Origin of the sequence: Subtercola lobariae (assembly GCF_014640255.1) — a bacterium.
In the GTDB taxonomy this organism is placed as follows: Bacteria; Actinomycetota; Actinomycetes; order Actinomycetales; family Microbacteriaceae; genus Subtercola; species Subtercola lobariae.
Map to the genome: position 1 here is coordinate 138,368 of NZ_BMGP01000001.1, position 19,946 is coordinate 158,313.

Sequence of the window (19,946 nt, forward strand, 5' to 3'; positions counted from 1 at the left end):
CCTTCGGTTATGTTGTTGAACGTGGTCGGGTGCGCCTGGCAAGTTACCCTAGCGGCCAAAGGGATCTGACTGTAAATCAGACGGCTGAGCCTTCGGGGGTTCGAATCCCTCACTTGCCACTCAAGATAAAAGCCCTGGTCAGATGCGGTTTTCCGCAAAGACCAGGGCTCTTTTCATTTGTTCTAGAGGTCCTCTATTCGGCAAATGTGTGCAGTTTGTGTGCAACTGAGGTTTTCGGGGGTAGCACAGACTCCATGGCATCCGCCGCTGCACGGTTCGCGTCCGCCAGCAAATGACTATAGAGATCACTCGTCACGGCAATCGTCGAGTGCCCCAGCCGTTTACTGACTACTGCGATGTCGACGCCGCCTGAGAGAAGCAAAGAAGCGTGCTCGTGGCGTAGATCGTGCAGGCGCATGTGCGGCAGCCCTGACCGTTCCACGAGGGTATCGAACGTTCTCGAGATGTGCGCCGGCCGCAGCGGTCGACCGTCCTCGTAGCTGAACACGTGACCCGCGCCTTGGTAGGCGGCTGCCCACTCGGCCCGCTCGCCCTCTTGCCTGATCTGCCATGCGACCAGAGCGCCGATCGCTTCGCTTCCGAGCGACACTTTGCGATCCTGCCCCGAGTCGGTCTTGATCGCACCGTCGAGCACCGTGTGTCCAACTTGGACACGTTGCTGCCTCACCACGAGTTCCCGTTTGGTGAAGTCGACATCGGCCCAACGGAGGCCAGCCAGCTCCCCTCGACGTAGCCCGGTGAAGATCGCCAACTCGAAGACGGGTGCTAGGCGCGAGTCGGCGATTGCGTCGAGGAACGCGCGCACCTGATCCGGCTCCCAGATTCTCGTTTTCGACTTGCTTGTTGAGGGTAGTTCGATCTTCGATGCGGCGTTGAAGTCGACGAGATCAAGCCGCTCAGCGGACGATAACGCCGACGACAGGACAGCGTGTATCCGCCGCATTGTGGTGGCTCCACGACCGTCAGCACGTAGCTGTTGAACGAACTTATCGACGTGGAACTTGCGCAGCTCTGCGAGCTTCACAGCACCCAGAGCGGGCAGAATATCCTGCAGGACGTAGCGTCGATACATCAGCTCCGTTGATGGTCGCATGCCATCTCTGACACGCCTGTCGAGCCAGTCGGGCAGGTATGCGGCCATCGTAATTTTCTGGTCGCCCTTGTACCTGCCCGTGGCGATCTGGTCGATGACTTTCGCGCGTTCCTGCTGCGCCTCACGTTTCGTCGCGAAGCCCATCTTGCGCACCTGCACACGCTTACCGCTGCCAGCGCTGGTGCCCGCTGAGACCGCGAATCCCCATGAGCCGTGCTTGGAATCGCGAACAAGCGTCGGGCACGCCGCGGCCTTCTGTTTGTCGGTGGCACGATCAGGGAGCGGGCCGAAGGCCTTGCCGTCGGCCGTTCGGCACCCGCAGCGCCGGTAGATGTCACTCATGATCGCTCCTCTCGAGTTGGCAGATTTCTGACACCTCGGATGACAGCGGGTGAGCAATGTTGCTCAGGTGGTACACCCTGCACCACCTGAGCGGAAATTCCGCACGTCTCACTCATCGTCTGTCCAATCGTTGGGTTCGTTTCGTTCTGCTTGTGCCGCTGCTTCGATGAGCTTCACGGCGAGGGTTCGGGCTTCGTCTGGGAACAACGGGAGGTCGAGGCCGGGTGTGCTGAATCTGACACCGAGCAGGTCGCCTGACGGCAGTTCGTGGGTGTCGACGGTGAGATGGCCCCCCGAGAAACGGGCATCTACGACGCTCAAGATGCATCCTCCTCACCCAAATTGCTGCTGAGGTGCGCCATAGCATCTGGGCATGAGTTGAGCCACGATTTGATGTCGCGCTTCACGATGACGATCTTTCCCGCGACCCTTCTCGCGATTAGCTCACCGTTTCGTATCGCCATTACAACGGTCTGTTCGGAGATGGCCGCAGTTTTAGCGGCACCTTTGACGGAATACGCGACAGCCATCACTTCACCGCCGTTCGGAGGTAATAGGCGGAGAGTTCCGGGCGGTCAACGACGACTATCGTGTTCATTGTTTCTGGCTCCTCGAAGAAGAACGCTCGGGCAGGTTGTCGCAGTGCCGGTCTAGATCGCGCTTGTCGTACAGAACGCGCCGCCCCGTACCTTTCGGCGTGATCTCGTTCTGCTCACGCAAAGCGTCTAGATCGCGCACAGACTTGCCGATGTAGTAGGCGGCAAGTTCGCGGCTCATCATTCGGGGAGGAAACTCGACCCGGATGGTTGTGGCGCTCACGAGTTGACTCCCTCAATGTTGAGCGAATTTAACGCATCGATCCTGGCGGCAATCCTCTCGGCATACTCATGGAACCCGGCCCACTCGTCGCTCCGCGTTCTGATGGATTCGGCATCCATGTCTTCGGCGGCATCGGTGATCCAATACGCCCCAAAAAATCGCTGTGTCTCTGGGTGCCAGTGAATTTCGATGACCAAGTTGTTGTTGTATTGCTCATTGAAGACTCTGTGACGCCAGTTTTTTGGTTCGTCTGGGTCGACTTCATGGCCGAAACCGTCGCAGCCGAGGGAGCGAAACGGGCAGACGGCAGCCACAGCCTCCGCTTGCTCGGCCATGGCTTCCAGAACGAGCGCTTCGCGCGCTTCGGCTTCGGCCATGATGAGGTCGTTTGTTACAGTGTTCATGATTCTGCTTCTTCCTTGGTTGGTTGTTGCGTTTCATTTGCCCCCGGTCTGTTAGCGCAGATTCGGGGGTTTTCTCATTGGCCCGTAGGCCTGTCCTTCTCAGATGGGGAAGGAAGTTCTTGTTCACCGGCCATGCCGGGGCTGGCAGCTCCTAGTAGCCCTTCTTTTCTGGCCTCACTAACGAGGCGGCTGATGTAACCAGGCTGATAGTTGAGCCTTTGCGCGACAGCGACGATTGGCTTCGATCGAGTCGCTTCGTTCGCGAGCGCCTCGCGGTATGCCGCTACCACCCTCGGCATGAGCACGCGCCGAGGTTCTCGACTTGCGCGCTCATTCACCAGACTCTGTGTGGCAACCTCCACACGTTCGTCACCATCGAAACGAAATGGATAACCGAACACGCCTGCGAGAGTCTGTTCGATGATGGAGGCGACAGGGATTTCGCGCAGCGTGGTCGCCGTGACCGAGGGGCCCCCACGAGATGCCTTGATCGACAACAGATCGCAGACGGGCTGGCGGTCTTCGATTCGAACGATCACCTCCAAGTCGTAGCCCTTGAATTTAGTCGTCACTTTCGCACGAGTGTGGGGCAGAAAGATGCCGTGGGCAACCTCAGCTGGTGTGTCGTCGAGAGCCTCGCCTACCATCCATGCCAGTTGATGAGCCTGCGCGGATTTTCTTGGTGCCATGTACTGATGTAACCACTGAGTAATGGTTCTGTCAATACCCTTACCTTTGCGCGCCTACTGGAGGGTAGTGGTTATGCAAAGCCCTTGTTACGTTCAGGTCATGAGACAAAGCCAGCTACGGATTCGACGGATCGTCGAAGCTCGCCGCCTCTTCCGCGAGGGGGAGGCCACCCGCATTCGAACTGAGGCGGGAATCAGTCAGGCCGAATTTTCGAAGGGGGTCGGAGTCAGCCCAGCGACGATCTCGCTGTGGGAGTCGGGCGGTCGAAGCCCAATCGGCGAACACGCGCTGAAGTCGTGGGCGCTCCTCATGACTCTTCAGAGAGCAGGCGAGAAATGACCATCGACGAGATCCGCACCAAAGCCACGATCAATCTCTGGCCCGACACAGGGGAGCTATTGAATCTCTCTAAGAATTCCGTGTATGCAGCGGCCAAAGTTGGCGAGATACCCACCTTGCGCATCGGGCAGAGGTACATCGTGCCAGTTGCGCCGCTGCTCAAACTTCTCGGGCTGGAGGAGAGCTGATGCGAGAGGACAAAACACCGCTCTGGTACTCGGACCCGACAGGCAACACGGCGGTCAGAAATGTCATGCGTGGCGGATTCCGCCACATCCAGCCGATCCCCGACCGCGTTCTGTCTCGGCTACTCGACAAGCTCGAGTGCGACATCGAGAGATACCGCGAAAACAAGAAAGCCCTGGCATCGGTGCTGGAACATCGCCAGGGCCACGCCACCGAAGCTTAGGAAGCGATCTCTTGAACCACACGATAGCACCACCGACCGACTTCCCCGAGTGCATCACCCTCAGTCCGAGAGGTGAGACGTTCATCGAACAGCTTGGCGTCGCACTCATTGTCGGCACCGTAAGCACGCACCAGCTCAGCCCTGCTCTTCTGCAGTTCTGGGAATTCGGGGTTCGGCAGGGTGAGCGGAACAAGCGGCCAGAAATCGACCAGGCCAATGCTGACGCCAACCGTTTGTACGCGCTTCACTTCAACCCGCGCACGATTCTCAAGGTTGGCCTCCCGTTCCCCGAACTCGAGAACATCCGTGAGGCGATGTACGCAGAGGGCGGCAGCTACGGAGGGCGCGCCGCGTGACCGCCGAAAGCTACGAAACGTCGACCGCTGCTGACGACCAGATGCAGGCCGACTGGTTGCTGAGTCAGGGCTTCCCGTCGAACAACTCAACAGGGTTCACGCCGAGGCTTTACGCCGACGTTGGGTTGCTGCTCTCAGGAGGTGCCCCTGAACCCCCTCAGCCCACGATTGGGAACCGAACCGACGGGCTGTCGCTCATCTACCCGGCCGCGGCGAACGTCTTCTTCGGCCCACCAGAGAGCGGGAAAACGCTCGCAGCGTCGTGCGTGGCAGCAGACGAACTCTTCGCCGACGGAGCCGTACTGATCATCGACATCGACCACAACGGCGCACCCGCCACAATCGCACGATTCAGAAGCTTCGGCATCGGCGCTGACACCCTCAGCGACACCAACAAATTCAGGTACGCGGCACCCGAAGACTCCACCGAACTGCTCGCCATCATCGAAGACACCAAAACTTGGGCACCCGCCCTCTGCGTACTCGATTCCATTGGCGAACTGCTCCCCATGTTCGGAGCCAACTCCAACGACGCCGACGACTACACCCGCGTACACCGAGCAGCGATAACACCCTTCACACTCGCCGGCACCGCCGTACTCGCCATCGACCACGAAGCGAAAGGCACCGACTCGAGAAGCTACGGCAGCAGCGGAACGGCGGCGAAAAAGCGGGCAGTAGACGGGGCCATGCTCCGCTTCACCGTAAAGGATGCCTTCGCACCAGGAAGAGGAGGAAAAGCAGCACTCACCATCGCCAAAGACCGCCACGGAGCTCTACGCGCCAACTCGCCACACGGTGAACGCGAACCACTCGCCGCCGTCTTCCAACTCATCCAAAACGGCGAAGCCACGAACTGGAAATTCTGGGCACCGAAAGCCGACGACACCACAACCGACCCAACCGTCGAATCAGACGCCGCCGAACTCGACCAACTCAACCCCAAACCCAGAAGCGTCCGAGACGTCCAAGCACGCCTCAAATGGTCACCCAGACGAGCAGCCCCAGCACTCGCAATATGGCGCGAAAAGCGTTACCCGACCACCAACGGTGTTACCCGATGAAAAGCGTTACCCGCACCACCCCTGAAACGGCTCAACTTCCGCCAAAACAAAGGCCAACCCTGTTACCCGGTAACGCTCGGGAAACGGGTAACCAGCGTCTGTTACCTGTTACCCCCTCCTTTAGGAGGGTAACGGGAAACGCCCACCCCGAAACGGAGAAAAGTACCAATGCCAAAAGACCTCGAACCGATCTTCTCGGATCTCAAACACACACCCCGAGCAGACGACAACCAACACCACGAAACAACAGAGGAGAACTACCGATGAACACCAAAACGAGTCGTGGGCGGTCTGTCTGCGTCGGTCTCGCGAGAACGGCACACACCCCGCGCACGAACCTGCTGGAGAATTTCCCCACTGAACTGCACACACGGCGCACACACACGCTGAAGTTCCCAGTGTTCGCAACGGTTCTGGGCTGGGCATCTGACTCCGAGTCAATTGCGGAGGTGTTGTGATGGATGCACCAGAAGGTTGGGTTCCTGAGTTCAAGGGTCAACGGCCACCATTCCAACCAGGTAACCAAGTTGCGCTCGGCAATCGTGGCACTGTCATTCACGGCAGCCGCAGCGAACGCCACGTAGAGCCGATAGCGAGGCAGATAGCTAAGGATCTCCGAGCCACCGCGGGCCTGGACTATCTGAGCACGCCACGCTTCGCTGGCCCGCTGATGGACTACTGCCGCGCTGAAGCTCGCGCCCGCCTGCTCGAGGTGTGGATGCAAGACATGAGCATGGAGAAGCAAGCCGGCGCTGGCCGTGTCGGAGATCCACCGCTCGAGATGCTACGCCAGGCCGAAGTACGTGCACGCGGGTTAGCCATCCGCATCGGCCTCTACCCAGACGTGCCTGAGGATGTGCAGGAGCAGATAGCAGCCGCACGTAAGACGCTGGCCAAGAGGGCTGACGCTAAGCAGCTACAGGCGAACCTTCGCGAGTCGATCGCGGCCGACTGGGATCGGCGGCGACAATCATGACACCCCACCCCACCCCCCCTTTTTCGGATCGAGTGAGCCGCAGGAGTGCCCGAAATTTTTGCGAGGTGTTTTTGAGATCTCGTTTTTGGGTTGCTAGCGGAGTTGGTTTCGCGTTTGGCCTTGGGCTTCTCGGCGTTGCTGCCAGCGTCCGGGCTGCTTATGCAGTTTCGGAAGCCGGTAAGGCTTCCAGTCCTCGCGAGCCCCTCCCGGAATTTCCGCCCGGGTCGCACGTGGTCGAGTTGATCGATTGCTCTGATCCACCCACCTTATTTCGACCGTGGCGTAGGCCGGCGGTGCGTCGTCGGGAATGGACAGTGTGAACGCCACCGTCTCGGATCGACTGTCGAAGACGTTCGGCATATTCGGCGGGCGCGGCATTTTGGCGGCATCTGACCCGGTTATTTCCATAACAGGTTCGAACATCACGAGCGAACCCATCGCCCTGACCCGCACCTGGATTTCGTGCATTCCATTGACCGATTGGGCTGCGATGACGAGAACAAATTTCACTTGCCGGGGCGGCGCTGACCACCAGCGGTACCAGATCTCAAGGATGACGCCGAGTGCGGCGATGACGGAGGTTACGAGGATTACTACATCCCACCAATGCATGTCTCTCAGCGTAGGGGCTGTGACGTGAGCGAGGAATCGTCTCGCTTAGTGGCGGCTCTGCTGCGTCCTGACGGCTCGGTGGTGGTGCCTCCTCGACTTGCAGGCTGGCTGGTGCGTGTTGCGGTGGCTGATCTGAATGGGATGCGGCAGTCGGGCCGTGGGGGTGGCTTACAGAATGACGTGATTTTGCTGCTCGAAGCGTTGCAAAAGGCGACTGATTTCGCTGAGTCCGACGATGGTTCCCCTAGCGGAACCCCTGATGAGAGGGCGAATAGGCTTGATATTGAGCCGATCAGCTGGCTCACAGTGAACGAGGTTGCAGATGCTTACGGATGTACTGCCCGGGCCGTCCGTAAGCAGATCTCGTCGGGCCGGCTGATTGCTTCGAAGGCTGGGCGTGATTGGCGCATCAGCTCAACAGATTTCGATAGTTACAGGTTTACGAGAGGGAAGTTATGAGTACCAAGTTGGCGGCGCAGGCTGCTGTTGATGAGTTGGAACTGGCAAAGGCGGACGCGGAGATCGCGGCGAAGCTGGTGGCGCAGACCGAGGGTGACATTCAGCGTCTTGAGGCTGCGGTTGAGGATGGTGACGAGTCGATCGAGGCGGAACATATTTCGGCGGCGGAGTCGTTGTCGCGGTTCGCGAAGCTTCGGAAGGCTGCCGCTGACCGGAAGCTGGTTCGCGCTGAAGAAAAGTCGCTTGACGCGAAGCGAATGGCGCTGAAAGCGGAGATTCTGCGCGAGGCTCCTGAGAACGGGTCGCACATGATCGAACTCCTCGAGACATTCGATGCCGCGGCTCGTGCACTGGTCGATGCGGGTGCGGAACACGATGCGCAGCTTCAGGGTTGGCGTGCACGGATGGATGCGCTGGGTATCCCGAACGGAACCGCTGAGCGTGTGGATGGCATGAACCGCAGCTACGGAGGCGATCTGAACATCGATGATGTGACGATCAAGTCGGCCGAGGTCGGGAACGTGTTTCGCCTGAAGTTCAACCAGCAGATGAACGGCTATTTGATGCCTGTTCCGGCTGAGAATCGTGACGCATACAACGTGCTGGACCACATCGGGAAGGCGTACTGATGACGGTGCAGCGGGATGATGCGTGGTGCAAGACGGCTACCCCTGAGCAGCGGGTTGCCGCTCGTAAGGCTGGTGAGCTTGACGACTACCTTGGGGCGACGAGGTACCGGGCTGATGCGGCGGAGTCTGTGAGGGTGGCGACGGTGAAGGATCGCCTGACGGCCGAGTTTTACGGAATGTCACTTCCCCAGGCGCGGGCACAGGTTGATTCGACGGTGTTCGCGTCGTTGCGGGCGGATATGCCGGCGGCGAAGTTGGCGCTTTTGGATTGGGTGGGTAAGAGCACAAACGAAGAGGTCGCGGCGCAAGAGGACGCGATTCGAGAGGCGGTTCAGTGATGACGAATTGGCCGCCCCCCGAGCTTCGTTCTGCGGCACGGTTTTTTGAGGCTGTGATGGTTGAACAAATCGCTTCTCCGAACGCTCGGACGTTGGCTGCGTCGATTCAGGCGCATGTGAACGGCACGGATGATCCTGTGCTCGAGCTGCACGCGCTGGCGACGTTCGCGATCGGTTCGTTCTCGGCGACGATGGTCGATATTTACGGCCAGGAGCAGGCTCTCGCGACGGCGCAGCAGCAGTTGTTGTCTCATGACGTTGATGCGGTGTTTGGTGACATGAAAGTGGGGTTGTGATGTCGACCGAAGAGGGCAGCATTGTCGCGAAGATCAAAGCTGACCCGTCCGATATTCTCGCGAAATTCGATGAGGTTGAGGCGAGAGCGAAAGAACTCGGCGCGGTCGACCCGAAGATCAAGGTCGACGCTGAGGTAAGCGAAGCTCTCACCGCGATCGAGACCGTGAAAGCGGCCGAGAAAAGCCTCGGCGGCACGACAACCTCCACCATCCGTATCAACACGGAGACCACGGGCGGCGGTGACTCATCTAAGACGGACGCTGAGTCGGCTGCGGAGGCCCGTTTGGCGGCGGCGTTGACTTCGGCTGAGTCGGCTGCTGCGAGGGCGTCTATCGCGCAGATGCGTCTTGACGAATTACGCAGCAGCGGCGCGGACTCGGGCGCACGTCTCGCCGCCGCTGAACTCGCAGTCACCGAAACACAGAACAGGTCAGCGGCCGCCGCAGCGAAAGCCGTAGCAGCCACGGAGGCGCTTACTGCCGCGCAGCAGGAAGCGGGCGTATCGGCTGTCGAAGAGGCTGCCGCGCAAGATGCCGCGTCAGTGTCGACGACAGCTTTGGGGGATGCCGCGGCAAGCTCAGGCCCGCAGATCGCTCTGATGGCCAGTGCGGTCGTGGCTGTCATCTCGCTGGCTGGCCCTGCGGTCGCCGCTACAGCCGGTATCGCGGGTGGTCTCGCTGGTATGGGCGCTGCGGGTGTCCTCGCGGTGGTGGGTATCAAGAATGCGATGGATGACGGTACTGCGACTGGTGAAGTGTATTCGTCCGGTTTGCAGGAGCTGAAGGGCGATCTCGACGGGCTTGCCTCGACGGCGGCGACGGGAGCGCTGGGGGCTTTCAAGAAGATCGAGGATGACATCAATTCGGCGATGCCGACCTTGAACTCTGAGGTGTCACGGTTCACGGGTTTGCTCGGTGACGGTTTATCTTCCGTGGTCGATGGCACTGTGAACGGTTTGCAGGTCATGAACCCGCTGTTCATCGAGGGTGCGCAGGTTGTCGACAAGATGGCTGCCGGTTTCGACGAGTGGACAAAGGACGGCGGTCTGCAGAAGTTCGTCGATTACGCCACCACGGAACTGCCTCCCGTGGTGCAGACGATTCAGGATGCGGCGACGGCCGTAATCGACGTGGTGACCGCTCTGAAGCCTCTGGGTGATGTTCTGGTTCAGAGCATGGATTCGGAGGGCACCGTCGCCAGGGGGCTTTCGGTTGACCTGGCCATACTCTCGGGTGCCCACAAGGTGGCGGCAGTATCGACGGACGGTCTCGCCGATTCGCAGAAGCTCGGTATCCAGCAAGTCACCGCAGCATCATTGGCGGCGGATGCGCTCACGGGAACCCTGGGCCTGACCGCTGACGCGTACAAGAACCTGACCACCCAGCAGAGCGCGGCATCGGATGCGGCGAAGGCGTACAAGGCCGAAATGGATCTGATCAACGGGGTCGCCCAAACCACGGAACAGATCGCCGAGAAGACCGCGGGTGATTTCCAGACGATGGCTGACACCATCAACACGAACCGCAAGACCATGGACAACGCGACGGTCACCAGCCTGGACATCAACACGGCCACCGGGTTGGCGAATCATCAGATGATCACCCAGCAGATCCAAGACGCTGAGTCGTCTGCAGCGAACGTGGTCTCGTCTGAGGTTGCTAAGAGCATCGCGACGGTGAAAGCGAATCAGGACGGCCAGGCGGCTCTGATGGCGTCGAAGCAGGCGATCGAAGATGACCTCACCGCTCTCGGGTTCGATACCGCCGCGGTTGATGCGTTCGTGGACTCGCAGTTGAAAATCAAGCCTGAAGTGAACACGGTCACAAACGTCATCGATAACGCCTCCGCGACCGTCGCGGCCCTCGCCGCTGAGTACGCCAACCTGCCCCGCAGCATCACCACTGTGATGACCGAAGAGCATTTCGTGGAGACTAATGCACCCTCGGGTTCCCTCAATTCCAGTTCATCCTCTGCGGCGAAACAGCAGGCAGCAGCGATAGCGAACGACGCGAATGGCGGCACGATTGTCTCTCACTTCGCTGACGGCGGCCAAGCAGGAACGGTGTGGGGTCGAGGTTCGGCGAAGTCCGATTCGGTGCCCGCGATGTTGTCGGTTGGCGAAGAGGTAACGAAGGAACCGTACGCAACCCAGTTCCGACCCGAGCTGAAGATGATGAACGCTGGCGTCGACCCCTACAAGGTTGCGCAGGCGTCGGCTCAGCCGGCACAGCAGGCACCAGGCGACCGACCTATCTACATGGACGGCTCCCTGTTTGGGATGCTGCGGGAAATGGCGAACGGTGAAGCACGCATCGTCGTCAACCAGGCAGCCAAGTCGAGGCAGATCGGTTTGTCGACTGGTCAGCAGAAAGCTGCGTTCTGATGCCCTACGAGACTGATGCGACTGTGGCTAGTGGTGGTCCTCAGGGAGGCACGTTCTAAGTGCGGAGGTACGGGGCAATAAACACGTATTGCATTGGAGTGAGCCTGTCGTTTCCAGCCGAAGCCCACGTCATGTGGGTAGAGTTGCAGCATGGTGGCTGGGAACGGGCTTAGTCGGGTGCCCTCGTTCGCTCATCCGCCTGTCACTGAGGCAGTCGTTTCCGTCGAATTCGCCCCGGTCGCGGCGATAGGATTCCTGTTTCTTGGAGCTTTCAACCAACAGATTCAAGCCGAATTCCCGCGCCACGAAGAGATGATCTTCGTCCCGCAAACGTCTACCTTTGCCGGATTTCAGCCGATTCAGCCCGTAGTTCGGCTGCGGATGATCACGGAAGATCAGTCATCAGTCGCGCAATTGCAGAACGACCGATTGACTCTCAATTGGCGTCAAGCGCCGAACGGTCGCGAGTACCCGCATTACGCAGTGCACGTGGCCAAGCATCGTGAGTTGTTCGATCGGCTCGGGTCATCTGTCGCTGGGCTTGGCGACGAAGAGGTAATCCCGTTGATAGCCGAGAGCACTTATGTCAACCGGATTGAATTCGACGCCGGCGAGCAAGCACACGAATACTTTTCGCTTCTGACTGACGGTGAAGCTCTTCCTGGCGCGCATGTGGCAACGCATTTTCAGACGATTAGGGCGGTCTCTTCCGAAGATTCCCGTTTTGGTGGGCATTTGACGATTACGGCCGAGCCCTTTGCGGAGCCGAATGCGGTCGGCGTTATATTGACGGTGGTCACGCGCATCGCGCTTGACAGCGCGGATAGTCTGGACGCAACTTACGATGGCCTAGCTTTTGCGCATGAGACAAGCGTCGTTGCATTTGCGGCAGCTACCACATCTGAGATGCACTCTAGGTGGGGAATGGAAATCTGATGACTGCGATAACGGGCGACACTTTGATAGGAAGATCGCATGTTGAGTCGCGGTGGGACTTCGCGCAGGCTTTTGGTAACGCGCTTCCAGCGACACTTCTCTTTACTGGGTTTCGCGAGGGCACGTCGAATGCTCTATTGACTAGCTCCGTTCGTGTGCTCGTCTATCGTCGCGGCAGGTACGTGAGTAAGCAAGAACACCTCGAACGCAGCCTGAACCGGCTTGTCGAGATCATTGCCGCGTCGAATCCAGTGGGTCGGAATGTAGTGATGGAGACGTATCAGGCGGTCGAGGCAATGGTTTTCGATAATTCGCCGACACCCAAGATTGCATACGTGGGCGGTGGCGCGTTGGAGATCGAGTGGCTCGTCGGCGGTCGTTCCTTGACTATTTCATGCTCACCAGAAGAGGGCATTGAGGCGTGGGCGACAGATGCTAACGGAGACCTTCTGTTTGAAGGCGAACCGCTTCCTATTGAGCGCTTCCTTTCTAGCACCTGGAAGAACCAGGGCCTAAAGCTGCTTAAGAGCATGAGCAGAGAGCTTAGGAACCAATCTTTTGACGTGCCCTTAGTCAGCATTCTTGCCGACTAAGGCGACGTCGATGGGAGCGCTCGGGGAACAGGAAGTCCTCATACGACGCTTTAACCCGTCTGATGAGAGTCATTGCATCACTGATGAGATGAATCCTGCACTGACGCGCTTACGGTCGGGTGCCCTCGTTTTCGATTCAGATGACGCTGGCGAAGTCGGTTGTTCCGCCTTCCAAGTCTCACGACTCAACGCTGCAACGATTCCCTGTTCAGAGGTCACGGACGAGATTCGCACTGCTCTGGCGATGGCCAGCGCCTTCGAAGTGCGCGAGGTCGAGCATCAAGAGGAGCATCCGTTCGAGGCTGTCGAAGACTATTGGCCGCCCGCTGGTGCCGGACAAGGCCCCCGAATTGATGTCGCACATGTGTTGGTTCAGGAGGTGATTAGCTTCGGTACTAGTGCTACACGGAAGGCTCGAAGCAAGCTGGCTCAGAAGTTCATCGCTGTTCCAGAAGATTTGGACTTGGCGGCTCTTTAGGATCTGGGCTACATGTATCCTGGCCTGTTCTCGTACATCCCGAAATGCGACGGCACATTAGTCACGGGTGTGTCGTAGAGCACGGAGTCATTCGCGGCTTCGAGGGTGCGGTACCGGCCCAACAGTTTGCGTCGAGTCGGATCATGATCGAACGAAACGACTCTGAAGTGTTCGGTAGGTTCACCCGGGTCGATGCGACGTATCAAGGCCTTCGGGTAGCGCGGGTTATTCCGCACGATCACCCATTCGTGCCACCCGATACGGATAGGCCCGTCACCGACCATCTGCGCCCTCTCAAGAGCGTTCCGGCCAACGTGGGTTCAACAATAGACACGGGGCACGACAATGCGCCACAATTGGAGGATAGCTCAACTAGTTGCTCACCTCGCCGGTGGTCCTTTCGACTGCTTCGCCGATTCCGGCGACCCGGCACGCGGACTTGTGGGGCGGGCGTGAGTGATTCAGCTTTTTTGCATCGGCGTGTCGCCCCGGAGAGGTGAATGATCGAAATATGAAAGCAGAAATCAAGTGTCCAACTTGTAAGCGGAGCGGCTTTGTACGTGAGGTCGATCATTTCGTTCCTCAGGACCCGAACCACGCGATCGACTACATGTGCTTCAACCCCGACTGCGCCCGCAACGAGAGCTTCCGGATCACCTAGCTACGATCCAGAGGTGGTCTTGAAGAGCTTCGTGAGAGAGTCCAGCAATGATCCAACTGCCGTCACGTTGACTGTCTCGTCCTTGGCGTCAACGTTTTGGATGGAGTAGCCCTGACCGAATACGCTCTCAACGATTGCTAGCTGAACTCGGTCGACTTCTGTCCGATCCGCAACCGTCGACAAAAATGGGCCGATCGTGCGCATTTCTAGCTCCATGCGCTTTGCTTTGGTTGCCTCGCGAAAGAAGTCAGCGCCAAGTTTGATGGCTACGGTCGCGGCAGTGACAAATAGTGCGCCGATCGATAGTCGAATAGCGACTTCTTGCCATTCTGACGAGCTGATCTCGTGTGGGATTCCGAAGGCGGAAAGAACCAGCGGTATCGCACCGAGTAGTAATGCTGCCACGCCACCTATATACAGGCGGATTCCATAACTACGCCCGCTATCCGCCTCCTTCTTATAGTGACCGGCGAGCTTGTCGGCAGCTGAGGCCGACGCTAAAGCTTTGAACTCGCCCTCCGTTTTCTCTAACTCTGTAAGCCGTTCCTGGGCGATGGTGAGTTTTGATCCGATTTCGTTGAGTAGAGGATCGAACCGTTCATCGAACTTCACACGAGCCTCGGCGACCCACGCCTCCCACGCATCGTCGTCCTTTTTCCTGAGTTCACTCGTGGTGGCTTCTGCTCGATCGACAGCCGAGTCGACGCGGGCTGCTTGATTGACTAGCTGTCCCTCGAGCGTGACTGCTCTCGCCGTGGTGCTACTCAATTCAGCAATTGCTTCATCTTTGACCCGCGTTGTCTCTTCGATGAACTCATCGATTTCTTCGCGCAGGTGCCCATGAGAGATGCCGAGGGAAGCGATCGAAAGTCGTTGCGCTTCGAGAAGATCTTCGAATATGGTCTGCTCCCGTTCAGCCTCTGCCGGCGCAGCAAATAGGCGGGGCCACGGAGCGAGAGTCAGGAGAGCTAATTCTGCGCTCGCGGCAGCAGCGGCAACCTCTGCGCCGGCATCCGGATTGATGGCTGATCTGCTTGTCAGATGATCGACAACACCCTGCCATGCGGCTTGCGTGTCAATGAGCATTCGAGCGGTGAACATCGTCGAATTTCGGGCACGCTGTTTGTGAAAGCTCCACAGATGCGCCTGAATGATCGAGACAACTTCGAGGGATGCCACGTCGCTCGGGTCGCCTTCGTCGAGAATCTCGGACACCAATCGCCCGGATTCGCGAAGTAGCTCCCAGAGTGGGTGATTTTCGAAATCAGAGCGCAGCAATGTTCTCCCCCTTGAAGTGATTCTTGTGACCATAGCGCAGCCTCGCTAGCGTGTGTGCGTTTGTGTGTGCAAACTGCCCGGGAACAGGTGGGAACTGAAGGTAGCTGGTCGCGTCGAGAGCGTGAAATACGCGCGGTATTGCGGGCTAGAGACGAATCAAAGTGACTAGCTGAGACCCGTGCCAGTTCTCTGTAAATCAGACGGCTGAGCCTTCGGGGGTTCGAATCCCTCACTTGCCACGTTCGTCGCAGGGCTCCACGGTTCATCCGGGAGCCCTTCGTTCGTTAAGCTGCGTCGTTTGGGTTGGATGCCGCTAGTAGGGTTTTTGCTCGCCAGGAAGTGCCTTGACGTCTGACCCCCATGAGGGGGTAGTCTCTCTCCCATAGCGCTGCCCCGGAAGGGGGGATGCGGCGTGGCATCGCCGCCCCATATCCTACGTAAACCGCAATTACTTTCTGCTTCGCAGTGGCTCAAAGATTGCTGGGGCCCGGCCGGGCGATGGGGTAGTCGCCCGCCTGACCACGAGTGCGAGTTGTTCGAAAACGCCCATCGATTGCGATGTCGACGAGATCATCTCGCTCGCGTGCCGCTTCGATTGAAGGATATGCGTTATGACCCAACTTGCCCTCTCCTACGACAGAGAAGCCAACGGCTTCGAGTGTTATCTGCCCGACCGCACGGTGCACGCCCCACTCGCGCCCAGCCGCCCCATCGATGCCGTCTCCGTCAGCCCCGTGGGCTCGCGCGACGGTAATATGCTCCGATTGGCATATTCGTCTCGCTCGGCCGATGGGCAGCGAGTCATCGTCATCGTGCACGTTGACGCCCTCACCGGCAAGCTGGTGGATGCCCCTGCTGTCAGCGACACAATCGACGACGAATTGGCGCAGGCCTTTCTCGAGGCCGCAGCCGAAACGGTGAATCCCCCCGGTGCGCTGCGCGATCTGCTCGAGTTTCGAACCGAGATCGCGGCAACGCCGTCGACCGGGTCGGATTCACCCGATCGAACCCCGAGATGAGTGACAAGTTCGGTGACAACGAGCATGTTCGGGAGAAACGCCGCCGCGAGCGCGTTCTGATGTTTTCAGCTGCCGCGACGTACCTCGCGGTGGTCGTGGCCTACGCTCTGACGCGCTGAGCGCGGGAGTACGATCGCTGGCCTGCCGAGCATCCACTCACCCGTAGAGTTCTGGGCCGGTAGAGTTCTGGGCATGAGCGACCTGCCGCCGAATCTCGACGAGATCGATGACCTGCCCCGCAAACATCACGAAGAGACGTACTTTACGTACGGCAAGCACCAGTACCTGCTGACGAACGAGCATGACGATCGCTGGGGTCTGAGCGTCTACCGGCTCGTCGATTGGCACGAGGTGGGCCGTATTCATCAGCTACCCGCGGGCGAGTGTGCTGAGGCTGCTTTTGCCGGGGGAGCCTACTCGGTTCATGTGACGGGTCACGCTCATAAGCACGACGTGCCTGGTGAACCTCAGTCCTGGCGTGATGCGGTCATTAGCCTCACGAATGCCTGACGCTGGCTGAAATCTGTGGGTTGAGCCCGACTACTTCGGTGCCGCGCTCGGCGTCGACTTCGGAGGCACCGACGGCGTGGGAGCGACGGAGGCTGGTGCTGCCGGCGGCGGTGTCGCGGTTGACGGTGTAGGCGAGGGTGTGGATGTCGGCTTCGGGGTCGGCGGGCTTGCCAGCGGCGAAGGCGTGACGGGCGAAGGCGTGGGCGTGACGGGCGTGGGTGTCACCGGCGTGGGAGTGGTCGATGTTGGAGCGGCGGGCGGCGGCGCGATCGGCGTCGGCGCAACAGGAGCCGGAGCGAGCTGAGGTGCCGTTTGGGCGACCGCCTGCGGTGAGATGGACGCTCTCGAGCCTGCTCCCGCCTGAGCGATGGCCCAGTACTCATCGCTACTCGTGAGAGCGCTGCGCAGCCCGGAATCGCCGATCTGCAGTGCCAGCCCCACCCAGTGCTGCAGACCGCCCGGGTCGGGCACTCGACCGAGATACTTTTGGTACATCAGGCTGATGCGTTCTGAGATGGTTTCGGTCGATGACCAGAATTGGGTGATGACCCAAGTGCGGCCGTACTGCGCCACCAGGTTCGTCCAGAACGCGTACTCGCTGCTCCCGGCCGAGCGGTGAAGCAGCGTCTGGTAAAGCGAAGTGACGAATCCGAGGTCGGTGCCGCCGTGCTGTGCGTAGTACTCATCGGAGGCGTAGAACGACTTGTCGACGTCGTCTGTCGTCAGCAGTCCCTTGTGCATTCCGTCGAGCCAGTTCTGCTCCCCCGGGGCATCCGGGCTGCGGCCGAGCACCGTGCGGTAGGCGTTGGTGATACGGATGAGACGGTACTCGTCGCTGTTGACGAACCCGTCAGAGACCGAGCTTCGGGGCGACCCGTTGGCCAACTGCACTGCCCACCCGCGCACTTCGTCGCTTGACGGCACGCGGTTCAGGTAGTCGTTGTACAACAGCGTCACGTAGGCCGAGGCCTGCGACAGGCTCGGGAGAATGGTGGCGAGCGCGGAGGCGCTCAGCGGCGCGTTGGTGTTTCTGAAGTCGAGATGCTGATGGTTGCACGTGTCAGAGAACTGGTTGATGTTGTTCAGCGGCAACGGATTGTTCGACCGGCATTCCTGCTGGCCGGCATTGGTTCCTGGCGGCACGAAGAAGTCGAGGTACGAAAGAAGGTTGCGGGTTTGTGTGTTATTGCCGTCGAGCCCGACCCCGCCTACGTTCGCGAAATCGATTGCTTCGCCTGGGTTCAGGCAGTGCACGGAATAGGTGGGCGGTCCGCAGTTGAGGCTCGATCCGATACACGGGCGCTCGAGGTCAGACACCCGCAATGAGCCGAAGCGGTTGAGGGTCAGCACGATGACCTGCAGAATGCGAACATCCACTGCGCAGCCGCTGATGACCTGCCCCGAAGCGACCGGGGCGACCTCGCGATCGTAGATGCTGGTGGGGTCGGTGGAGAAGTTGCCTGCGTTGTGCGCAGCCACGATCACCTTGGCGAGTTGCTGCGGATCACCGGTGACGGGCGAGACGGCGGTGAGCGCCGATGCGCTCACCTCGGATGCAGCACTCGACGTGGTTGCCGCGCTCACGGCGCTCGAAGCGCTCGCTGCGCTCAGCGTGGCACCGAAACCCGTCACGGCCGATGCCGCGACGACGAGTGCCGTCAAAGCCGCGATTACGGTGCGCTTCATTGCATGTCCCCCTGTGCTTACATACTTAGAATACAAACAACTCGCTTCACTCGTCGGCGAGTGCTCCTTCGAAAACACAAATGAGGCCGCCACACATGAAAATCACATCGGTCGCGGCGGTCGTTTGTGCGCTCGCTCTGATGGCGGGTGCGACGGCGTGTTCGGCTCAGCAGACGAGCCCGCCGGTGACGGCCACATCGACCTCGACGGGGTCGCCGACGCCTACATCCAGTGCCACGAACAGCTCGTCGCCGACGGCAACGACCGCTCCGGTGACCAGCTCGCCCACTCAGATCCCCGCGCCAGGTGCCGACCCGGCTGCCGCGCGGGCGAATGTGGTCTTGGCATGCCAGGCCTGGCAGACCAGCCTCAGCCAAGACTCGTCGACGTTCCCTGCGACCCAAGCGCAGGCGCTCACGATCGCCCAATCCGCCGCGGCGGCCGACGCTCAGTGGCAGCCGGTCGTGGTCACCATGCAGCTTTTGATATCACTCATTCCCGACACGAGCGCCGAGGGCGTCGCGCAGGGGCAGAAGGCCTTCACCGGCCTTGGCACCGAGTGCGGCGCAGTGGGGGTCGTGGTCAACGCTGGGTAAGCCACCCTTCGTTTCCGCCCCCGCCCCGCCCTCACCCCCGCCGCTGTCCCTTCGGTCCTGTACCGGCACATCGATCCAAACGAGAGCAGCTATGACCGCTGACCCGAACCGCGAACTGCTCGAGATCGCCCGCCGCATCGCCGTAGCGGCCGGCGAGTTGGCGGCTGCGAGACGCGCCGCCGGCGTGGAGGTTGCGGCGAGCAAGTCGTCACCAGAAGACGTGGTGACGTTCGCCGACCGCGAGGTGGAGCAGTTCATCCGCCGTTCGCTCGCCGAAGCCCGCCCGAATGACGGATTCTTCGGCGAAGAGTCGATCGATTCGGCGTCGGCCGGCACCTCTGGCCTGACCTGGGTGGTCGACCCCATCGACGGCACCGTGAACTACCTCTACGGAATTCCGGCCTACAACATCAGCATCGCCGTCGTCGAGGGCGAACCCGACCCGCAAACCTGGCGGCCGCTCGCCGGTTGCGTCGTCAACCCAGTTCTCGGCGAGGTGTTCACGGCGACGGATGCCCGGGGAGCCCACTTGGGCACGAAACCGCTGCACGTGAACCCGCCGGTCGACCTCTCGCAGGCTCTCGTTGCGACCGGGTTCGGTTACAACTCTGACGTTCGTGTGAAACAGGGTCTCGTTCTGGCCGGATTGATCGGCCAGGTTCGCGACATCCGCCGCATCGGCGCAGCGGCACTCGACCTGTGTTACCTCGCCGCGGGCCGTTACGACGCGTACTACGAACGCGGGCTCAACCCGTGGGATCACGCCGCGGGAGCACTCATCGCCGCCGAGGCCGGAGCCCGGGTGTCAGGTTTCGGCCAGGCGGCGGCCGGGCGTGACTTCACGCTCGCGGCCGAACCGCTGCTCGCGGCGCTGCTCGAGCCGATCATCCGCACCCTCTTCGACGAGGCCGGCCTCTAGTCAGCGCAGCCCACGAGAGGCACTCGCCGGGCGTGAGAC

Annotated in this window: 28 protein-coding genes and 1 tRNA gene; 20 read left to right on the top strand and 9 right to left on the bottom strand. The window is 60.1% G+C overall.

What is annotated here, in order from left to right; all coding sequences use genetic code 11:
* The first annotated feature begins 37 nt into the window (after positions 1-37).
* Positions 38-119: transfer RNA gene (locus IEX24_RS00700), tRNA-Tyr, on the top strand.
* 74 nt (positions 120-193) lie between these two features.
* Here IEX24_RS00700 and IEX24_RS00705 read toward each other — a convergent pair.
* From IEX24_RS00705 to IEX24_RS00725, 5 genes are all read right to left on the bottom strand, one after another.
* Positions 194-1,456, bottom strand: a complete 1,263-nt coding sequence (locus tag IEX24_RS00705; RefSeq protein WP_188672144.1) for a site-specific integrase — start codon at positions 1,454-1,456, stop codon at positions 194-196.
* Between the two features lie 108 nt (positions 1,457-1,564).
* The gene (locus IEX24_RS00710; protein ID WP_188672147.1) at positions 1,565-1,777 is read right to left on the bottom strand and encodes a hypothetical protein; all 213 of its coding nucleotides are present in this window, start codon (positions 1,775-1,777) and stop codon (positions 1,565-1,567) included.
* 273 nt (positions 1,778-2,050) lie between these two features.
* Positions 2,051-2,275, bottom strand: coding sequence for a hypothetical protein (locus tag IEX24_RS00715; RefSeq protein WP_188672150.1), 225 nt, complete (start codon positions 2,273-2,275; stop codon positions 2,051-2,053).
* A complete protein-coding gene (locus tag IEX24_RS00720; RefSeq protein ID WP_188672153.1) occupies positions 2,272-2,679 on the bottom strand; it encodes a protein kinase family protein in 408 nt (135 codons plus the stop codon). The genes IEX24_RS00715 and IEX24_RS00720 overlap by 4 nt, the downstream gene beginning before the upstream one ends.
* Before the next feature lie 74 nt (positions 2,680-2,753).
* A complete protein-coding gene (locus IEX24_RS00725) occupies positions 2,754-3,368 on the bottom strand; it encodes a hypothetical protein (RefSeq protein ID WP_188672156.1) in 615 nt (204 codons plus the stop codon).
* Positions 3,369-3,468: 100 nt separating this feature from the next.
* On the opposite strand from IEX24_RS00725, the gene IEX24_RS19965 reads away from it, so the two are divergent.
* The 6 genes from IEX24_RS19965 (at position 3,469) to IEX24_RS00755 (ending at position 6,513) form a co-directional block, all read left to right on the top strand.
* Positions 3,469-3,708 (top strand): helix-turn-helix transcriptional regulator, encoded by a 240-nt coding sequence (locus tag IEX24_RS19965; protein WP_203585963.1) that lies wholly within the window; start codon positions 3,469-3,471, stop codon positions 3,706-3,708.
* Positions 3,705-3,896 carry a helix-turn-helix domain-containing protein gene (locus tag IEX24_RS00735; protein WP_188672161.1) on the top strand — a complete coding sequence of 64 codons (192 nt, stop codon included), beginning with the start codon at positions 3,705-3,707 and terminating at the stop codon, positions 3,894-3,896. The genes IEX24_RS19965 and IEX24_RS00735 overlap by 4 nt, the downstream gene beginning before the upstream one ends.
* Positions 3,896-4,117, top strand: a complete 222-nt coding sequence (locus IEX24_RS00740) for a hypothetical protein (protein WP_188672164.1) — start codon at positions 3,896-3,898, stop codon at positions 4,115-4,117. The genes IEX24_RS00735 and IEX24_RS00740 overlap by 1 nt, the downstream gene beginning before the upstream one ends.
* Positions 4,118-4,128: 11 nt before the next feature.
* On the top strand, positions 4,129-4,473 hold the full coding sequence (locus IEX24_RS00745) for a hypothetical protein (protein ID WP_188672167.1): 345 nt from the start codon (positions 4,129-4,131) through the stop codon (positions 4,471-4,473).
* Positions 4,470-5,537 carry an AAA family ATPase gene (locus IEX24_RS00750; protein WP_188672171.1) on the top strand — a complete coding sequence of 356 codons (1,068 nt, stop codon included), beginning with the start codon at positions 4,470-4,472 and terminating at the stop codon, positions 5,535-5,537. The genes IEX24_RS00745 and IEX24_RS00750 overlap by 4 nt, the downstream gene beginning before the upstream one ends.
* Before the next feature lie 457 nt (positions 5,538-5,994).
* Positions 5,995-6,513, top strand: a complete 519-nt coding sequence (locus IEX24_RS00755) for a hypothetical protein (protein ID WP_188672173.1) — start codon at positions 5,995-5,997, stop codon at positions 6,511-6,513.
* 93 nt (positions 6,514-6,606) lie between these two features.
* Here the strand turns inward: IEX24_RS00755 and IEX24_RS00760 are convergent, their stop codons facing one another.
* Complete coding sequence (locus IEX24_RS00760) at positions 6,607-7,125, bottom strand: hypothetical protein (RefSeq protein WP_188672175.1); 519 nt, start codon at positions 7,123-7,125, stop codon at positions 6,607-6,609.
* A 24-nt stretch (positions 7,126-7,149) separates the two neighbouring features.
* On the opposite strand from IEX24_RS00760, the gene IEX24_RS00765 reads away from it, so the two are divergent.
* The 8 genes from IEX24_RS00765 to IEX24_RS00800 all read left to right on the top strand — a co-directional run bounded on the left by IEX24_RS00765 (position 7,150) and on the right by IEX24_RS00800 (position 13,238).
* On the top strand, positions 7,150-7,584 hold the full coding sequence (locus IEX24_RS00765) for a helix-turn-helix domain-containing protein (protein ID WP_188672177.1): 435 nt from the start codon (positions 7,150-7,152) through the stop codon (positions 7,582-7,584).
* On the top strand, positions 7,581-8,213 hold the full coding sequence (locus tag IEX24_RS00770) for a hypothetical protein (RefSeq protein WP_188672179.1): 633 nt from the start codon (positions 7,581-7,583) through the stop codon (positions 8,211-8,213). The genes IEX24_RS00765 and IEX24_RS00770 overlap by 4 nt, the downstream gene beginning before the upstream one ends.
* Positions 8,213-8,551 carry a hypothetical protein gene (locus IEX24_RS00775; RefSeq protein ID WP_188672181.1) on the top strand — a complete coding sequence of 113 codons (339 nt, stop codon included), beginning with the start codon at positions 8,213-8,215 and terminating at the stop codon, positions 8,549-8,551. The genes IEX24_RS00770 and IEX24_RS00775 overlap by 1 nt, the downstream gene beginning before the upstream one ends.
* Positions 8,551-8,847 carry a hypothetical protein gene (locus tag IEX24_RS00780; protein ID WP_188672183.1) on the top strand — a complete coding sequence of 99 codons (297 nt, stop codon included), beginning with the start codon at positions 8,551-8,553 and terminating at the stop codon, positions 8,845-8,847. The genes IEX24_RS00775 and IEX24_RS00780 overlap by 1 nt, the downstream gene beginning before the upstream one ends.
* Entirely contained in the window at positions 8,847-11,231 is a 2,385-nt protein-coding gene (locus IEX24_RS00785; RefSeq protein WP_188672185.1) for a hypothetical protein, read from the top strand. The genes IEX24_RS00780 and IEX24_RS00785 overlap by 1 nt, the downstream gene beginning before the upstream one ends.
* A gap of 150 nt (positions 11,232-11,381) precedes the next feature.
* Positions 11,382-12,167 (top strand): TIGR04255 family protein, encoded by a 786-nt coding sequence (locus IEX24_RS00790; protein WP_188672188.1) that lies wholly within the window; start codon positions 11,382-11,384, stop codon positions 12,165-12,167.
* The gene (locus IEX24_RS00795) at positions 12,167-12,760 is read left to right on the top strand and encodes a hypothetical protein (protein ID WP_188672190.1); all 594 of its coding nucleotides are present in this window, start codon (positions 12,167-12,169) and stop codon (positions 12,758-12,760) included. Before IEX24_RS00790 ends, IEX24_RS00795 begins: the two co-directional genes overlap by 1 nt.
* A gap of 10 nt (positions 12,761-12,770) precedes the next feature.
* Positions 12,771-13,238: a hypothetical protein gene (locus IEX24_RS00800; protein WP_188672193.1), complete on the top strand. Its 468-nt coding sequence runs from the start codon at positions 12,771-12,773 to the stop codon at positions 13,236-13,238.
* Between the two features lie 661 nt (positions 13,239-13,899).
* Here the strand turns inward: IEX24_RS00800 and IEX24_RS00805 are convergent.
* Positions 13,900-15,210, bottom strand: coding sequence for a hypothetical protein (locus tag IEX24_RS00805; RefSeq protein WP_188672196.1), 1,311 nt, complete (start codon positions 15,208-15,210; stop codon positions 13,900-13,902).
* 578 nt (positions 15,211-15,788) lie between these two features.
* Between IEX24_RS00805 and IEX24_RS00810 the strand changes: the two genes are divergently transcribed.
* From IEX24_RS00810 to IEX24_RS00815, 3 genes are all read left to right on the top strand, one after another.
* Positions 15,789-16,196, top strand: coding sequence for a hypothetical protein (locus IEX24_RS00810; protein ID WP_188672199.1), 408 nt, complete (start codon positions 15,789-15,791; stop codon positions 16,194-16,196).
* Complete coding sequence (locus IEX24_RS19780) at positions 16,193-16,315, top strand: hypothetical protein (RefSeq protein WP_268236204.1); 123 nt, start codon at positions 16,193-16,195, stop codon at positions 16,313-16,315. Before IEX24_RS00810 ends, IEX24_RS19780 begins: the two co-directional genes overlap by 4 nt.
* Positions 16,316-16,388: 73 nt before the next feature.
* Positions 16,389-16,706 carry a hypothetical protein gene (locus IEX24_RS00815; protein ID WP_188672201.1) on the top strand — a complete coding sequence of 106 codons (318 nt, stop codon included), beginning with the start codon at positions 16,389-16,391 and terminating at the stop codon, positions 16,704-16,706.
* Between the two features lie 30 nt (positions 16,707-16,736).
* Here the strand turns inward: IEX24_RS00815 and IEX24_RS00820 are convergent, their stop codons facing one another.
* Both IEX24_RS00820 and IEX24_RS19785 read right to left on the bottom strand, forming a co-directional pair.
* The gene (locus IEX24_RS00820; protein WP_188672204.1) at positions 16,737-18,392 is read right to left on the bottom strand and encodes a DUF4214 domain-containing protein; all 1,656 of its coding nucleotides are present in this window, start codon (positions 18,390-18,392) and stop codon (positions 16,737-16,739) included.
* 166 nt (positions 18,393-18,558) lie between these two features.
* Positions 18,559-18,681, bottom strand: coding sequence for a hypothetical protein (locus IEX24_RS19785; RefSeq protein ID WP_268236205.1), 123 nt, complete (start codon positions 18,679-18,681; stop codon positions 18,559-18,561).
* Between IEX24_RS19785 and IEX24_RS00825 the strand changes: the two genes are divergently transcribed.
* On the top strand, positions 18,665-18,988 hold the full coding sequence (locus IEX24_RS00825) for a hypothetical protein (protein ID WP_188672207.1): 324 nt from the start codon (positions 18,665-18,667) through the stop codon (positions 18,986-18,988). The two genes, IEX24_RS19785 and IEX24_RS00825, sit on opposite strands and share 17 nt — an antisense overlap.
* Positions 18,989-19,079: 91 nt before the next feature.
* On the top strand, positions 19,080-19,907 hold the full coding sequence (locus IEX24_RS00830) for an inositol monophosphatase family protein (RefSeq protein ID WP_188672210.1): 828 nt from the start codon (positions 19,080-19,082) through the stop codon (positions 19,905-19,907).
* Positions 19,908-19,946: the final 39 nt, after the last annotated feature.

What these genes read in the sequence shown, in the direction of transcription:
- IEX24_RS00705 (WP_188672144.1), bottom strand. Translation starts at nt 1,456, where the DNA reads ATGAGTGACATCTACCGGCGCTGCGGGTGCCGAACGGCCGACGGCAAG.
- IEX24_RS00770 (WP_188672179.1), top strand. Translation starts at nt 7,581, where the DNA reads ATGAGTACCAAGTTGGCGGCGCAGGCTGCTGTTGATGAGTTGGAACTG.
- IEX24_RS00720 (WP_188672153.1), bottom strand. Translation starts at nt 2,679, where the DNA reads ATGAACACTGTAACAAACGACCTCATCATGGCCGAAGCCGAAGCGCGC.
- IEX24_RS00780 (WP_188672183.1), top strand. Translation starts at nt 8,551, where the DNA reads ATGACGAATTGGCCGCCCCCCGAGCTTCGTTCTGCGGCACGGTTTTTT.
- IEX24_RS00740 (WP_188672164.1), top strand. Translation starts at nt 3,896, where the DNA reads ATGCGAGAGGACAAAACACCGCTCTGGTACTCGGACCCGACAGGCAAC.
- IEX24_RS00755 (WP_188672173.1), top strand. Translation starts at nt 5,995, where the DNA reads ATGGATGCACCAGAAGGTTGGGTTCCTGAGTTCAAGGGTCAACGGCCA.
- IEX24_RS00735 (WP_188672161.1), top strand. Translation starts at nt 3,705, where the DNA reads ATGACCATCGACGAGATCCGCACCAAAGCCACGATCAATCTCTGGCCC.
- IEX24_RS00760 (WP_188672175.1), bottom strand. Translation starts at nt 7,125, where the DNA reads ATGCATTGGTGGGATGTAGTAATCCTCGTAACCTCCGTCATCGCCGCA.
- IEX24_RS00795 (WP_188672190.1), top strand. Translation starts at nt 12,167, where the DNA reads ATGACTGCGATAACGGGCGACACTTTGATAGGAAGATCGCATGTTGAG.
- IEX24_RS00810 (WP_188672199.1), top strand. Translation starts at nt 15,789, where the DNA reads ATGACCCAACTTGCCCTCTCCTACGACAGAGAAGCCAACGGCTTCGAG.
- IEX24_RS00790 (WP_188672188.1), top strand. Translation starts at nt 11,382, where the DNA reads ATGGTGGCTGGGAACGGGCTTAGTCGGGTGCCCTCGTTCGCTCATCCG.
- IEX24_RS19780 (WP_268236204.1), top strand. Translation starts at nt 16,193, where the DNA reads ATGAGTGACAAGTTCGGTGACAACGAGCATGTTCGGGAGAAACGCCGC.
- IEX24_RS00820 (WP_188672204.1), bottom strand. Translation starts at nt 18,392, where the DNA reads ATGAAGCGCACCGTAATCGCGGCTTTGACGGCACTCGTCGTCGCGGCA.
- IEX24_RS00830 (WP_188672210.1), top strand. Translation starts at nt 19,080, where the DNA reads ATGACCGCTGACCCGAACCGCGAACTGCTCGAGATCGCCCGCCGCATC.
- IEX24_RS00800 (WP_188672193.1), top strand. Translation starts at nt 12,771, where the DNA reads ATGGGAGCGCTCGGGGAACAGGAAGTCCTCATACGACGCTTTAACCCG.
- IEX24_RS00725 (WP_188672156.1), bottom strand. Translation starts at nt 3,368, where the DNA reads ATGGCACCAAGAAAATCCGCGCAGGCTCATCAACTGGCATGGATGGTA.
- IEX24_RS00805 (WP_188672196.1), bottom strand. Translation starts at nt 15,210, where the DNA reads ATGGTCACAAGAATCACTTCAAGGGGGAGAACATTGCTGCGCTCTGAT.
- IEX24_RS00785 (WP_188672185.1), top strand. Translation starts at nt 8,847, where the DNA reads ATGTCGACCGAAGAGGGCAGCATTGTCGCGAAGATCAAAGCTGACCCG.
- IEX24_RS19965 (WP_203585963.1), top strand. Translation starts at nt 3,469, where the DNA reads ATGAGACAAAGCCAGCTACGGATTCGACGGATCGTCGAAGCTCGCCGC.
- IEX24_RS00815 (WP_188672201.1), top strand. Translation starts at nt 16,389, where the DNA reads ATGAGCGACCTGCCGCCGAATCTCGACGAGATCGATGACCTGCCCCGC.
- IEX24_RS00775 (WP_188672181.1), top strand. Translation starts at nt 8,213, where the DNA reads ATGACGGTGCAGCGGGATGATGCGTGGTGCAAGACGGCTACCCCTGAG.